Origin of the sequence: Pseudomonas sp. MH9.2 (assembly GCF_034353875.1) — a bacterium.
In the GTDB taxonomy this organism is placed as follows: domain Bacteria; phylum Pseudomonadota; class Gammaproteobacteria; order Pseudomonadales; family Pseudomonadaceae; genus Aquipseudomonas.
In genome coordinates, this window is the sequence record NZ_CP133784.1 from 4,734,348 (window position 1) to 4,747,805 (window position 13,458).

General features: G+C 56.9%; 9 protein-coding genes and 1 tRNA gene. 4 read left to right on the forward strand and 6 right to left on the reverse strand.

All coding sequences use genetic code 11. The features are described from left to right. Window positions 1-98 precede the first annotated feature (98 nt). From lon to RHM55_RS21795, 4 genes are all read left to right on the forward strand, one after another. Window positions 99-2,495 carry an endopeptidase La gene (gene lon, locus RHM55_RS21780; protein ID WP_322178274.1) on the forward strand — a complete coding sequence of 799 codons (2,397 nt, stop codon included), beginning with the start codon at window positions 99-101 and terminating at the stop codon, window positions 2,493-2,495. A 139-nt stretch (window positions 2,496-2,634) separates the two neighbouring features. Beyond that, window positions 2,635-2,907: an HU family DNA-binding protein gene (locus tag RHM55_RS21785; protein WP_002552737.1), complete on the forward strand. Its 273-nt coding sequence runs from the start codon at window positions 2,635-2,637 to the stop codon at window positions 2,905-2,907. A gap of 53 nt (window positions 2,908-2,960) precedes the next feature. Further along, window positions 2,961-3,037 (forward strand) — tRNA-Asp (locus RHM55_RS21790). A gap of 97 nt (window positions 3,038-3,134) precedes the next feature. Next, on the forward strand, window positions 3,135-5,006 hold the full coding sequence (locus RHM55_RS21795) for a SurA N-terminal domain-containing protein (RefSeq protein WP_322178275.1): 1,872 nt from the start codon (window positions 3,135-3,137) through the stop codon (window positions 5,004-5,006). 164 nt (window positions 5,007-5,170) lie between these two features. On the opposite strand, the gene fabI is transcribed toward RHM55_RS21795, so the two are convergent. The 6 genes from fabI to RHM55_RS21825 are packed head-to-tail and all read right to left on the reverse strand — an operon-like array spanning window position 5,171 to window position 13,368. Next, a complete protein-coding gene (fabI, locus tag RHM55_RS21800) occupies window positions 5,171-5,965 on the reverse strand; it encodes an enoyl-ACP reductase FabI (protein ID WP_322178276.1) in 795 nt (264 codons plus the stop codon). An 18-nt stretch (window positions 5,966-5,983) separates the two neighbouring features. Beyond that, window positions 5,984-7,594: an ABC transporter ATP-binding protein gene (locus RHM55_RS21805; protein WP_322178277.1), complete on the reverse strand. Its 1,611-nt coding sequence runs from the start codon at window positions 7,592-7,594 to the stop codon at window positions 5,984-5,986. 1 nt (window position 7,595) lies between these two features. Further along, window positions 7,596-8,615, reverse strand: a complete 1,020-nt coding sequence (locus tag RHM55_RS21810) for an ABC transporter permease (protein WP_322178278.1) — start codon at window positions 8,613-8,615, stop codon at window positions 7,596-7,598. Between the two features lies 1 nt (window position 8,616). Next, on the reverse strand, window positions 8,617-9,690 hold the full coding sequence (locus RHM55_RS21815) for a microcin C ABC transporter permease YejB (RefSeq protein WP_322178279.1): 1,074 nt from the start codon (window positions 9,688-9,690) through the stop codon (window positions 8,617-8,619). Window position 9,691: 1 nt separating this feature from the next. Continuing rightward, the gene (locus RHM55_RS21820) at window positions 9,692-11,545 is read right to left on the reverse strand and encodes an extracellular solute-binding protein (protein ID WP_322178280.1); all 1,854 of its coding nucleotides are present in this window, start codon (window positions 11,543-11,545) and stop codon (window positions 9,692-9,694) included. Beyond that, complete coding sequence (locus RHM55_RS21825) at window positions 11,542-13,368, reverse strand: extracellular solute-binding protein (protein WP_322178281.1); 1,827 nt, start codon at window positions 13,366-13,368, stop codon at window positions 11,542-11,544. Before RHM55_RS21825 ends, RHM55_RS21820 begins: the two co-directional genes overlap by 4 nt. Window positions 13,369-13,458 lie beyond the last annotated feature (90 nt).

Below are 13,458 nucleotides of genomic sequence, written 5' to 3' on the forward strand. Positions count from 1 at the left end.
CCTGCGCCAGAGCTTGTTTTTTTAAGACGCTACCCCCATCTTGACCTCAAGCTAACTTCCATATGTTCCGGCCTTATGGCCGCCGTAGAGGCGAAATCATGAAGACAACCATAGAATTGCCTCTCCTGCCATTGCGCGATGTCGTGGTTTATCCGCACATGGTTATCCCGCTGTTTGTGGGGCGCGAGAAATCTATCGAAGCCCTCGAGGCCGCGATGTCTGGGGATAAGCAGATTCTGTTGCTCGCGCAAAGAAACCCTGCAGACGACGATCCAGGTGAAGAGGCTCTTTATAGCGTCGGCACCGTTGCAACCGTGTTGCAGCTGCTCAAGTTGCCTGATGGCACCGTTAAGGTGTTGGTCGAAGGCGAGCAGCGTGGCGCTGTCGAACGTTTCATTGAGGTCGATGGCCATTGCCGCGCTGAAGTGACCTTGATTGACGAGGTCGATGCCCCTGATCGCGAATCTGAAGTGTTCGTGCGCAGCTTGCTGGCCCAGTTCGAGCAGTATGTGCAGTTGGGCAAAAAAGTCCCGGCTGAAGTCTTGTCATCTCTCAATAGCATTGATGAGCCGGGCCGCCTGGTCGATACCATGGCCGCGCACATGGCGCTGAAAATCGAGCAGAAGCAGGCCGTTCTCGAAATCGTCGACCTGCCTGCACGGGTAGAACACGTATTGGCTTTGCTGGATGCCGAAATTGATCTGTTGCAGGTCGAGAAGCGCATTCGCGGCCGCGTCAAAAAGCAGATGGAGCGCAGCCAGCGCGAGTACTACCTGAATGAGCAGATGAAGGCCATTCAGAAAGAGCTGGGTGACAGTGACGAAGGTCACAACGAAATCGAAGAGCTGAAAAAGCGCATTGACGCTGCCGGCTTGCCTAAGGACGCCTTGACCAAAGCGCTGGCTGAGCTGAACAAGCTCAAGCAGATGTCGCCGATGTCGGCTGAAGCGACCGTGGTGCGTACCTACATCGACTGGTTGGTGCAAGTGCCGTGGAAGGCTCAGAGCAAGGTGCGTCTGGACTTGGTTCGTGCTGAAGACATTCTTGATGCCGACCACTATGGTCTTGATGAGGTCAAGGAACGCATCCTTGAATACCTCGCTGTGCAAAAACGCGTGAAGAAAATTCGCGGTCCGGTTTTGTGCCTGGTAGGTCCGCCGGGTGTGGGTAAAACGTCTCTCGCAGAGTCGATTGCCAATGCGACTAACCGCAAGTTCGTGCGTATGGCCCTCGGTGGTGTGCGTGATGAAGCGGAAATTCGTGGTCATCGCCGGACATATATCGGTTCCATGCCGGGAAGATTGATACAAAAGATGACGAAAGTGGGCGTGCGCAACCCGCTGTTTTTGCTCGACGAAATCGACAAGATGGGCAGTGATATGCGCGGCGATCCGGCCTCTGCATTGCTGGAAGTGCTCGACCCTGAGCAGAACCACAACTTTAACGACCATTACCTGGAAGTCGATTACGACCTTTCCGACGTGATGTTCCTGTGCACCGCGAACTCGATGAACATTCCTGCGGCATTGCTGGACCGGATGGAAGTCATCCGGCTGCCTGGCTATACCGAAGACGAAAAAATCAACATCGCGATCAAATACCTGTCGCCAAAACAGATTCAGGCCAACGGCTTGAAAAAAGGCGAGGTTGAGATAGACGAGGAAGCAATTCGCGACATCGTCCGCTACTACACCCGTGAAGCGGGTGTGCGGAGTCTGGAGCGGCAAATCGCCAAGATCTGTCGCAAGGCGGTGAAGGAACACTCGCTGGAAAAACGCTTCCAGGTCCGCGTTACTGCGGAAATGCTTGAGCATTTCCTGGGTGTGCGCAAATTCAGCTACGGTTTGGCCGAGCAACAGGATCAAATCGGACAGGTGACAGGCTTGGCGTGGACGTCGGTGGGCGGCGAATTGTTGACCATCGAAGCGGCCGTGGTGCCTGGCAAAGGCCAGTTGATCAAGACCGGTTCGCTGGGTGATGTGATGGTCGAATCCATCACCGCTGCCCTGACCGTTGTGCGCAGTCGTGCGAAAAGCCTGGGAATCCCCGTGGACTTCCATGAGAAGCGTGACGTTCATATCCATATGCCAGAAGGAGCCACCCCGAAAGACGGCCCTAGCGCTGGCGTAGGTATGTGCACGGCCCTTGTTTCAGCGCTAACACAGATCCCGGTCCGTGCTGACGTGGCAATGACCGGTGAAATCACCCTGCGGGGGCAGGTTCTGGCCATCGGTGGTTTGAAGGAAAAACTGCTTGCGGCGCACCGTGGCGGAATCAAAACGGTGATCATTCCTGAAGAAAACGTACGGGACTTGAAAGAGATTCCGGACAATATCAAACGGGACCTGCAGATTAAACCGGTTAAATGGATTGACGAGGTCCTGCAAATTGCGCTGCAATACGCGCCGGAGCCCTTGCCGGATGTGGCCCCGGAGATGGTTGCGAAGGACGAAAAGCGCGAGACTGACTCTAAGGAGAGAATCAGCACGCATTAGCCTGAATGACCTTCCTTGACAGCTTTTTAGAGCCCTTGTTATAAAGCGGCTCTTAAAGTGTCTGTTCGTCATTCAGCACTCGTTTTTGTCTACACCAAAAAACTTAGAAACATACTCAATAGATATAAGGGGACTTAGAGTGAACAAGTCGGAACTGATTGATGCTATCGCTGCATCTGCTGATATCCCGAAAGCTGCTGCTGGCCGTGCGCTGGACGCAGTAATCGAATCCGTCACTGGCGCTCTGAAGGCTGGCGACTCTGTGGTATTGGTAGGGTTTGGTACTTTCTCCGTAACAGATCGTCCTGCTCGTATCGGTCGTAACCCGCAGACCGGCAAGACGCTGGAAATCGCAGCAGCTAAAAAACCAGGTTTCAAAGCCGGTAAAGCCCTGAAAGAAGCTGTTAACTAAGTTTCTTTCAAGCCTTTGCCCATCCAGGACCTGGTCATTCTTGTCCTGGCAGCGGAGCGGTAGTTCAGTCGGTTAGAATACCGGCCTGTCACGCCGGGGGTCGCGGGTTCGAGTCCCGTCCGCTCCGCCAGTTACGAGAAGGCGCATCCTCGGATGCGCCTTTCTTCTATCCGGATTCCACCCACGCTCCGCGGTTGGTTAATCTTTACAACCGTTCTGGGGGACGCATGCTGCAAAATATCAGGGACAATTCCCAAGGCTGGATTGCCAAGACGATCATTGGGGTCATCGTGGCATTGATGGCCTTGACCGGTTTTGACGCCATTTTCAGGGCCACCAGCACGAGTCAGGATGCTGCCAAGGTCAATGGTGAAGAAATCACGACAAACGAGCTGAGTCAGGCGGTCGATATGCAACGCCGTCAGCTTATTCAGCAGTTGGGCAAGGATTTCGATCCTGCGCTGCTGGATGACAAAATGTTGCACGACGCAGCCTTGAAAGGGCTGGTTGATCGCAAGTTGTTGCTGCAAGGTGCAGCCGATTCGAAATTTGCTTTCTCCGAAGCGGCTCTGGATCAGCAGATTTTGCAGACACCTGAATTTCAGGTAGACGGCAAATTCAGCGCTGACCGTTTCGATCAGGTGATTCGTCAACTGGGCTTCAGCCGTTTGCAATTCCGCCAAATGCTGACTCAGGAAATGCTCATTGGTCAGTTGCGTGCCGGTTTGGCAGGTAGCGCTTTCGTGACCGATGCTCAGGTTGATGCGTTCGCTCGTCTGGAAAAACAGACTCGCGATTTCGCCACGCTGACATTCAAAGCGGACACTGCGGCCGCGAAAGTGACCGACGATGAAGTCAAAGCGCATTACGACGAACACGCCAAAGAGTTCATGAGCCCGGAGCAGGTCGTACTCGACTACATCGAATTGAAGAAGTCTTCTTTCTTTGATCAGGTTGAAGTCAAAGACGCCGATTTGCAGGCGGCTTATCAGAAAGAAATCGGCAACCTTGCCGAGCAGCGTCGTGCTGCGCACATTCTGATCGAAGTGAATGACAAACTGAACGAAGCTCAGGCCAAAGCGAAGGTTGAAGAGATTCAACAGCGCTTGACCAAAGGTGAGGATTTCGCGGCCCTGGCCAAGGAGTTTTCCCAGGACCCGGGTTCGTCCAGCAAAGGCGGTGACCTGGGTTACGCGGGCAAGGGTGTCTATGATCCGGCTTTCGAAAAGGCGCTGTATGACCTGAAGAAAGATCAGGTCTCGGGTCCGGTACGCAGCGACTACGGTTGGCACTTGATCAAGTTGTTGGGCGTTGAAGCACCGTCGGTGCCGAGCTTCGCCAGCTTGAAAGACAAGCTCACCCACGAATTGAAAAGCCAGCAGGTCGAGCAGCGTTTCGTTGACGTGACCAAGCAGCTTGAAGATTCGGCGTTCGAAGCGTCCGATCTGGTGCAGCCAGCTCAAGAACTGAAACTGAAAGTGCAAACCACTGCGCCATTTGGTCGTGAGGGCGGTGAAGGCCTGACCTCCAACCGTGCAGTGATCCAGGCCGCGTTCAGCCCGGAAGTGCTTGAAGAAGGCTCCAACAGTGCTCCGCTGGAACTTGATCCGGAAACGGTTGTGGTCGTACGGATGAAGGAACACCGTCAGCCAGAGCAGCTGCCACTTGAAAGCGTTGCCAGCAGCATTCGTGCGCAGCTGATCAAGAATCACGCCACCGAAGCGGTCAAGACCAAAGGTGCCGAGCTGGTTGCAGGTCTGCGCGATGGCAAGATCGCTCTCGCTGCGAAGCAGAACGGTCAAAGCTGGAAAGTCCTGGAAGCGGTCACCCGCAGTCAGGAAGGCATCGATCCGGTGGTTCTGCAGGCGTTGTTCCGCATGCCCAAGCCTCAAGGCAAGGACAAGCCGTCCTACACCAGCCTGACGTTGGCTGATGGCAGCTTCGTGGTGGTGCGCCTTAATGGTGTCAACGAAGCCGCAGCACCGACAGCCGATGAGAAGGCCCAGTACCGTCGCTTCCTCGCCTCGCGTGCCGGTCAGCAGGATTTCGCTGCTTACCGCGCACAGCTGCAAAGCAAAGCGAAGATCACCCGTTACTGACGTCTGATCCCGCGACAAAAAAGAAGGCCGCTCAATGAGTGGCCTTTTTTTGTCTGAAGTTTTTTGTGCCTGAACAGATGCTTTCGCAACTCCCGTAGGGCCGAACACAAAAAGCCCGCCGTTCGTGAGAACGGCGGGCTTTTTGGGTGCCGCGCGTTGAGTTTTTACTCTTCGAGGTTGCCCATCGCGGTGGTGTTGAAGCCGCCGTCGACGTACATGATCTCGCCGCTGATGCCGGACGCGAGGTCCGAGCACAGGAACGCGCCGGCGTTGCCGACTTCATCGATGGTCACGTTGCGACGCAGCGGTGTTTGCGCTTCGTTGGCAGCGAGCATTTTGCGGAAGTTCTTGATGCCGGAGGCGGCGAGGGTGCGGATCGGGCCAGCCGATACTGCGTTCACTCGTGTGCCTTCCGGGCCAAGGCTACCGGCCAGGTAACGTACACCGGCTTCCAGGCTGGCCTTGGCCATGCCCATCACGTTGTAGTTAGGCATGGTGCGCTCTGCACCCAGGTAGGACAGGGTCAGCAGGCTGCCGTTGCGGCCTTTCATCATTTCGCGACCGGCCTTGGCCAATGCGACGAAGCTGTAGGCGCTGATGTCGTGAGAGATGCGGAAACCTTCGCGTGTTGTCGCTTGGGTGAAGTCACCGTCAAGCTGGTCGCCAGGGGCGAAGCCAACCGAGTGAACGATCACGTCCAGGCCATCCCACTTCTTGCCCAGTTCTTCGAAGACCTTGGCGATCTCTTCGTCGCTGGCCACGTCGCAAGGGAAGCACAGTTCCGGGCCTGAGCCCCAACCTGCTGCGAACTCTTCGACACGACCTTTCAGTTTGTCGTTCTGATACGTGAAGGCCAGCTCTGCGCCCTCGCGATGCATGGCGGCAGCGATGCCGGATGCGATGGACAGTTTGCTAGCGACACCGACGATCAGGACGCGCTTACCGGCGAGAAAACCCATGTGTTGTTCCTCTTCAGGTTAATCGACAGCTACCGGTGCCAAAAAGGCGGCTTCCAGCAGCTGCTGTGTATAGGTATGTTGCGGTGCGGCAAAAATGCTGCGCGCCGCACCCTGTTCAACGACTTTCCCCTGCTTGACCACCATAAGCTGGTGGCTAAGCGCTTTGACTACCGCCAGGTCATGGCTGATAAACAAATAGGTCAGGTTGTACTTTTTTTGCAGTGAGCGCAGTAGCTCCACCACTTGGCGCTGAACGGTCCGGTCGAGCGCCGAGGTGGGCTCGTCCAGCACAATCAGCGCCGGTTTTAACACTAATGCCCGGGCAATGGCGATTCTCTGCCGTTGCCCGCCGGAAAATTCGTGAGGGTAGCGGTACCGGGTTTCCGGGTCCAGGCCTACCTCCTTGAGCGCTTCGATGATGGCGAGTTCCTGTTCAGCCTCTGTGCCCATGCCATGGATACGCAGGCCCTCACCCACAATTTCGCCTACGCACATGCGGGGGCTCAGGCTGCCGAAAGGGTCCTGAAACACCACCTGCATTTGCCGACGCAGCGGACGAATCTCCTTTTGCGTCAGGCAGTCTAGCGTTTTGCCTTGAAACCGTATGGCGCCCTTGCTACCTATCAGCCGAAGAATCGCCAGACCCAGCGTCGATTTGCCCGAGCCGCTTTCACCGACAATCCCCAAGGTATGCCCTTGGGGCAGGCTGAAGGTGATGCCATCGACTGCTTTGACATGATCGACGGTTTTTTTGAACAGGCCTTTCTTGATCGGAAACCACACCCGCAAGTCATCGACTTCGAGCAGCGGCGCGCCAGCAACGTTGTCCACCGGGCCGCCACTGGGCTCGGCACCCAGCAATTCTTGTGTGTACGGATGCTGAGGTGAACGGAACAGCTCCTCACATGACGCTTGTTCGACGATGCGACCGTGCTGCATGACACATACCCGATGCGCAATTCTCCGGACCAGGTTCAGATCGTGGCTGATCAGGAGCAGCGCCATGCCCAGTCGGGCCTGCAGTTCGGTGAGCAATTTGAGAATTTTCAGCTGTACCGTCACGTCGAGTGCGGTGGTCGGTTCGTCGGCGATCAGCAGCTCAGGCTCGTTGGCCAGGGCCATGGCGATCATCACGCGCTGTCGCTGGCCGCCTGAGAGCTCGTGTGGCAGAGCTTTGAGTCGTTTCTCGGGCTCGGTTATACCCACCAGCTCAAGCAGCTCCAGTGTGCGCAGGGTGGCCTCCTTGCCCTGCAAGCCTTTATGCAGACCGAGGACTTCATTGATTTGCTTCTCAATGGACTGCAGCGGGTTAAGTGAGGTCATCGGCTCCTGGAAAACCATGGCGATCCGGTTGCCACGGATCGCGCGCAACCTTTTTTCGCTCAGCGTCAGCAGGTCGTGCCCGGCGTAGTAGATGGTCCCGCTGGGATGGCGCGCCAGCGGGTAGGGCAGCAGGCGCAGAAACGAGTGCGCGATGACTGATTTGCCAGAACCGCTTTCGCCGACCAGCGCCAGGGTTTCGCCCCGGCGGATATCGAAGCTGATGCCTTCGACCACGCGATGGACCTGCTCGCCGGTAACGAACTCGACGGCGAGATCGCGGACTTCGATCAAATTGTCCTTGTTCATCTCATTTCCTTGGGTCGAAAGCGTCGCGGGCGGATTCGCCAATGAACACGAGAAGGCTGAGCATCAGGGCCAGCACGGCAAAGGCGCTGATCCCAAGCCAAGGGGCCTGGAGGTTGGATTTGCCTTGGGCCACCAATTCACCCAGCGACGGGGAGCCTGCTGGCAAGCCGAAACCGAGGAAGTCCAGGGCGGTCAGGGTGCCGATAGCGCCCGTGAGAATGAACGGCATGAAGGTCATGGTCGAGACCATGGCGTTGGGCAGGATGTGGCGGTACATGATCGCCCCGTTTTGCATGCCCAGGGCCCGTGCGGCGCGCACATATTCCAGGTTGCGCCCCCGCAAGAACTCGGCGCGTACCACGTCCACCAGGCTCATCCATGAAAACAGCAGCATGATGCCCAGCAGCCACCAGAAATTAGGCTGGACGAAGCTGGCCAGAATGATCAGCAGGTACAACACCGGCAGCCCGGACCAGACTTCCAGGAAACGTTGCCCCAGCAGATCCACCCAACCACCATAAAAACCCTGCAGGGCGCCCGCGATGACGCCAATGATCGAACTGAGTACGGTCAAGGTCAGTGCAAACAGCACGGAAATGCGGAAGCCATAGATGACCCGTGCCAACACATCGCGGCCCTGATCGTCGGTGCCGAAGTAGTTCTCCCGCGACGGCGGGCCAGGGGCCGGGACTTTCAGGTCGTAATTGATGCTCTGGTAGCTGTAGGGGATCGGTGCCCACAGGGTCCAGCCGTCCTTCGCTGCCAGCAGTTCCTTGATGTAGGGGCTTTTGTAATTGGCTTCCAGCGGAAATTCGCCGCCGAAGACCGTTTCGGGATAGCGCTTGAATACCGGGAAATACCACTCGCCGTCATAGTGCACGGCCAGCGGCTTGTCGTTGGCGATCAGTTCGGCGCCCAGGCTCAGGCCGAACAGAACCAGGAACAACCACAGTGACCACCATCCGCGCTTGTTGGCCTTGAAGCGCTCGAAGCGTCGGCGATTGAGAGGGGAGAGGGTCATGTCAATTCTCCCTGCTTTCGAAGTCGATACGTGGATCGACCAGCGTATACGTGATGTCACCGATCAATTTCACCACCAGCCCGAGCAGGGTAAAAAGAAACAAAGTACCGAAGACCACCGGATAGTCGCGGTTGATGGCCGCCTCGAAACTCATCAAGCCCAAGCCGTCGAGGGAGAAGATCACTTCCACCAGCAGCGAGCCGGTGAAGAAGATGCTGATAAAGGCCGAAGGGAACCCCGCGATCACCAACAGCATGGCGTTACGAAACACATGGCCGTACAGCACACGATGCTGGCTCAGGCCCTTGGCTTTGGCGGTGATGACGTACTGCTTGCCGATCTCGTCGAGAAAGCTGTTTTTGGTCAGCAGGGTCATGGTCGCGAAGTTGCCGATCACCAGTGCGGTGACGGGCAACGTCAGGTGCCAGAAGTAATCGAACACTTTACCGCCCCAGCTCAGCTCGGAGAAGTTGTTCGAGGTCAGGCCGCGCAAGGGGAACCAGTCGAAATAGCTACCGCCAGCGAACACCACGATCAGCAGGATGGCAAACAGAAAGGCCGGAATGGCGTACCCGACGATGATCGCCGAGCTGGTCCAGACATCGAAGTGGCTACCGTGACGTGTCGCCTTGGCAATCCCCAGCGGGATCGATACCAGGTACATGATTAAGGTGCTCCACAGTCCAAGGGAAATGGACACCGGCATCTTCTCGATAATCAGATCGATCACTTTGGCATCGCGGAAAAAACTGTCGCCAAAATCCAGCGTGGCGTAGTTCTTGATCATGATCCACAGGCGTTCGGGTGCTGACTTGTCGAAGCCATACAGGTGCTCGATTTCCTTCACCAGCGCTGGATCAAGCCCTTGCGCACCGCGATAACTGGAGCCTGCCACCGACACCTCTGCGCCACCGCCCGCAATGCGACTGGTTGCGCCATCGAAGCCCTCGATCTTGGCGATCATCTGCTCCACCGGACCGCCGGGCGCTGCCTGGATGATCACGAAATTGATCAGCAAAATGCCGAACAACGTCGGAATGATCAGCAGCAAACGCCGAAAAATATAAGCCAGCATCTTATTGCTCCACGCTCGCCGGCTCGGCTTGCTCAGGGGGTTGTGCAGGGTTGGCCGGTTTGGCGTCGGGTTTTATCCACCAGGTCGAGGTAGCGACGTCGAACAGCGGTGTCACCTTGGGATGACCGATATGGTCCCAGTACGCCACACGCCAGGTTTTGATGTGCCAGTTGGGGATCACGTAGTAGCCCCAAAGCAGCACACGGTCCAGCGCACGGGCGTGGGTGATCAGGCTTTGCCGCGAGTCGGCATCGATCAGTCCGTCGACCAGGCTATCGATGGCCGGGTCTTTGAGTCCGATGAAATTGCGGCTGCCCGGCTTCTCGGCGCTGGAGGAGTGCCAATACTCGCGTTGTTCGTTGCCCGGTGAACTGGATTGCGGAAAGCCGCTGACAATCAGGTCGAAGTCACGCGAACGCAGGCGGTTTACGTATTGCGAGACGTCGACCCGACGCAGCACCAGATCGATGCCGAGGTCGCTGAGGTTGCGCTTGAAAGGCAGCAGGATGCGTTCGAATTCGGTCTGCGCCAACAAGAACTCGAGGGTCACTGGCTTGCCTTGGGCGTCGACCATCTTGTCGCCGACGATCCTCCAGCCGGCCTCTTGCAGCAGCTGAAAGGCTTTACGCTGTTGTGGGCGAATCATGCCGCTGGCATCGGTGACCGGCAGCTTGAACTCGTCAGTGAACACCCGGTCAGGAATGGTGCCGCGCAACGGCTCGAGTACGGCCAGTTCGTCTTTACTCGGCAAGCCGCTGGAGGCCATGTCCGAATTATCGAAGTAGCTTTTGGTCCGGGTGTAGGCGCCATTGAACAGTTGCTTGTTGGTCCACTGGAAATCCAGCAGCAGGTTCAATGCTTCACGCACCCGCACGTCTTGAAATATCGGACGCCGCAGGTTGAAGACAAACCCCTGCATGCCGGTAGGGTTGCCGTTGGGGATTTCTTCCTTGATCAACCGACCGGCGTTGACGGCAGGCGTGTTGTAAGCCGTGGCCCAGTTCTTGGCGCTGGTTTCGAGCCAATAATCGAATTGCCCGGCTTTGAGTGCTTCAAGGGCAACGGTATTGTCTCGATAGTAATCGATGGACAGGGTGTCGAAGTTGTAAAAACCACGGTTAACCGGCAGGTCTTTGCCCCAGTAGTCCTTGACCCGTTCGTAACGGATCGAGCGCCCGGCTTTGACTTCGGCCACCTTGTACGGGCCGCTGCCTAACGGGATTTCCAGATTGCCTTTGGCGAAGTCGCGATTTTCCCACCAGTGCTTGGGCAGGACCGGCAGTTGGCCGAGGATCAGTGGCAACTCGCGGTTGTTGCTGCTTTTGAACTTGAACAGCACGCGCAGAGGGTCTTCGGCGATGACCTGATCAACGTCTGCATAGTAGCCGCGATACATCGGGGCACCGTTCTTGATCAGGGTCTGGAAGCTGAATACCACGTCTTCGGCACGGATGGGGTGACCATCGTGGAAGTGGGCTTCGGGGCGCAAATAGAAGCGCACCCAGCTATTGTCCGGCGCTTTTTCGATTTTGCCGGCAATCAGGCCGTATTCGGTAAAGGGCTCATCCAGACTATGGCGGGTCAGGGTGTCGTAAATCATGCCGATGTCGTCAGCTGGCACGCCTTTATTGATAAAGGGGTTGAGGCTGTCGAAACTGCCAAAGCCGGCCTGACGAAAGCTGCCGCCCTTGGGGGCGTCCTGATTGACGTAATCGAAATGTTTGAAATTGGCGGGGTATTTCGGCGCCTCGTTGTACAGGGTCACTGCGTGTTCGGGGGCGGCCAGGGCTATGCAGGCCACGCCCATCAGCAACATGCCGCTGGCCCGCATCAGCAGGGAGCGCATAGCAATCATTGGGTTTTCTCCGAAGGCTTGAGCCACCACGCACGCAAACCCAGAGTGTAGGTTGGGGTGGTGACCTGGGCGAACCGGTTGCGGTACGCCAGGCGATGATAATCGAGGTACCAGTTTGGGATGCAGTACTGCTGCCAAAGCAACACCCGGTCCAAGGCACGGGCTGCGGCGATTTGTTCGTCGCGTGATTGTGCCGCCAGCAATTGATCGAGCAGGCTGTCGACCACCGGGCTGGATACGCCTGCGTAATTCTTGCTGCCTTTGATTCCAGCCTGACTGGAGTGAAAGTACTGCCATTGCTCAAGACCGGGGCTGAGGCTCTGGTTCAAGGTCATCAAGATCATATCGAAATCGAACTGGTCCAGGCGCTGCTTGTATTGGGCGCGATCTACCGTCCGTAAGCGAGCGTCGATCCCGAGGCGAGAGAGGTCCTCAATGTAAGGCTGCAGAATCCGCTCAAGGTTGGGATTGACCAGCAATATTTCGAAGCGCAAGGGCTGCCCGTTGCGATTGAGTAACCGCTGATCCGACAACTTCCAGCCCGCTTCGGCAAACAGCCCGAGCGCTTTGCGCAGGGTTTCCCGGGGAATATCACCCCCCTCGGTTTTAGACACACTAAACGGCTGGGTGAACAGGTTCGGCGGCAACTGATCACGCCAGGGCGACAGCATCAGCCACTCGTGACCTGACGGCAGGCCGGTGGCTGAGAACTCGCTGTTAGGGTAGTAGCTCGCCGAGCGGGTGTAGGCGTCACTGAATAGCGCGCGATTGGTCCACTCGAAATTGAACATCAGCCCCAGCGCTTCGCGCACCTTGACGTCCGAGAAGGTGCCGCGCCGGGAGTTCATGAACAGCCCTTGGGTCTGGGTTGGAATCTTGTGCGGGATCTGCGCTTTGATCACGTCGCCACGGGCGATCGCCGGAAAGTTGTATCCGTTGGACCAGTTTTTGGCCTGATGCTCGATGTAGATGTCGAACTCACCAGCCTTGAATGCTTCGAATGCCACATCGCTGTCGCGGTAGAACTCCACGTTGACCCGATCGAAGTTGTACTTGCCACGGTTCACCGCCAGATCTTTGCCCCACCAGTCCTTGACCCGCTCAAACACCAGTTGCCGTCCGGGTTGCACCTTGGTAATCCGGTAAGGACCACTGCCCACGGGTGGTTCGAAGGTGGTGGCTTTGAAATCGCGATCTTTCCAGTAGTGCTGCGGCAATACCGGCAGTTCGCCGAGACGCAGGATGAGCAAGGGGTTGCCGGCACGCTTGAAGACGAAGCGGATGCGATGGCGACCAAGAATGTCGACCCGCTGCACTTCCTGCAGGGCAGTGCGGTATTGCGGATGACCTTCCTTGAGCAGTAACCGATAGGAGAACGCAACGTCATACGCGGTGATTGGTTTGCCATCATGGAAACGCGCCTGCGGGCGCAGGTTGAAGACCACCCAACTGCGGTCTTCGCTGTATTCGACGGTTTGCGCGATCAGGCCGTAGCTGGAGGTCGGCTCATCACCGGACGGGTCGTACTGACCGGTGCCGACCATCAACGGTTCGTTGAGCTCGTTGACCCCGTATTGCAGAAAATTTGGCGTCGAAATCGGACTGCTGCCCTTGAACGTGTAAGGGTTGAGCGTATCGAAAGTGCCAAATGCCATCATCCGCAAGGTACCGCCTTTCGGCGCCTCGGGATTGACCCAGTCGAAATGGGTAAAGCTGGCTGGGTACTTGAGCACACCGAACTGCGCGTAACCATGGCTTTCGCTGATGGTTGCGCCTGCGGAAAAGCTCAAGACCAAGGTGAATAACAGGAGGAGGCGTATCAAGTCAGAGATTCGATCCAGGAGGCTTGGGCTTCTTGGTCGGTACAGTAACAGCTTGTATCCGTTGGAAAAAGGCCACCTCCAGGGTGGCCC

Coding starts and splice junctions, on each gene's coding strand:
- lon (WP_322178274.1), top strand. CDS start 99: ATGAAGACAACCATAGAATTGCCTCTCCTGCCATTGCGCGATGTCGTG.
- RHM55_RS21795 (WP_322178275.1), top strand. CDS start 3,135: ATGCTGCAAAATATCAGGGACAATTCCCAAGGCTGGATTGCCAAGACG.
- fabI (WP_322178276.1), bottom strand. CDS start 5,965: ATGGGTTTTCTCGCCGGTAAGCGCGTCCTGATCGTCGGTGTCGCTAGC.
- RHM55_RS21805 (WP_322178277.1), bottom strand. CDS start 7,594: ATGAACAAGGACAATTTGATCGAAGTCCGCGATCTCGCCGTCGAGTTC.
- RHM55_RS21810 (WP_322178278.1), bottom strand. CDS start 8,615: ATGACCCTCTCCCCTCTCAATCGCCGACGCTTCGAGCGCTTCAAGGCC.
- RHM55_RS21815 (WP_322178279.1), bottom strand. CDS start 9,690: ATGCTGGCTTATATTTTTCGGCGTTTGCTGCTGATCATTCCGACGTTG.
- RHM55_RS21820 (WP_322178280.1), bottom strand. CDS start 11,545: ATGATTGCTATGCGCTCCCTGCTGATGCGGGCCAGCGGCATGTTGCTG.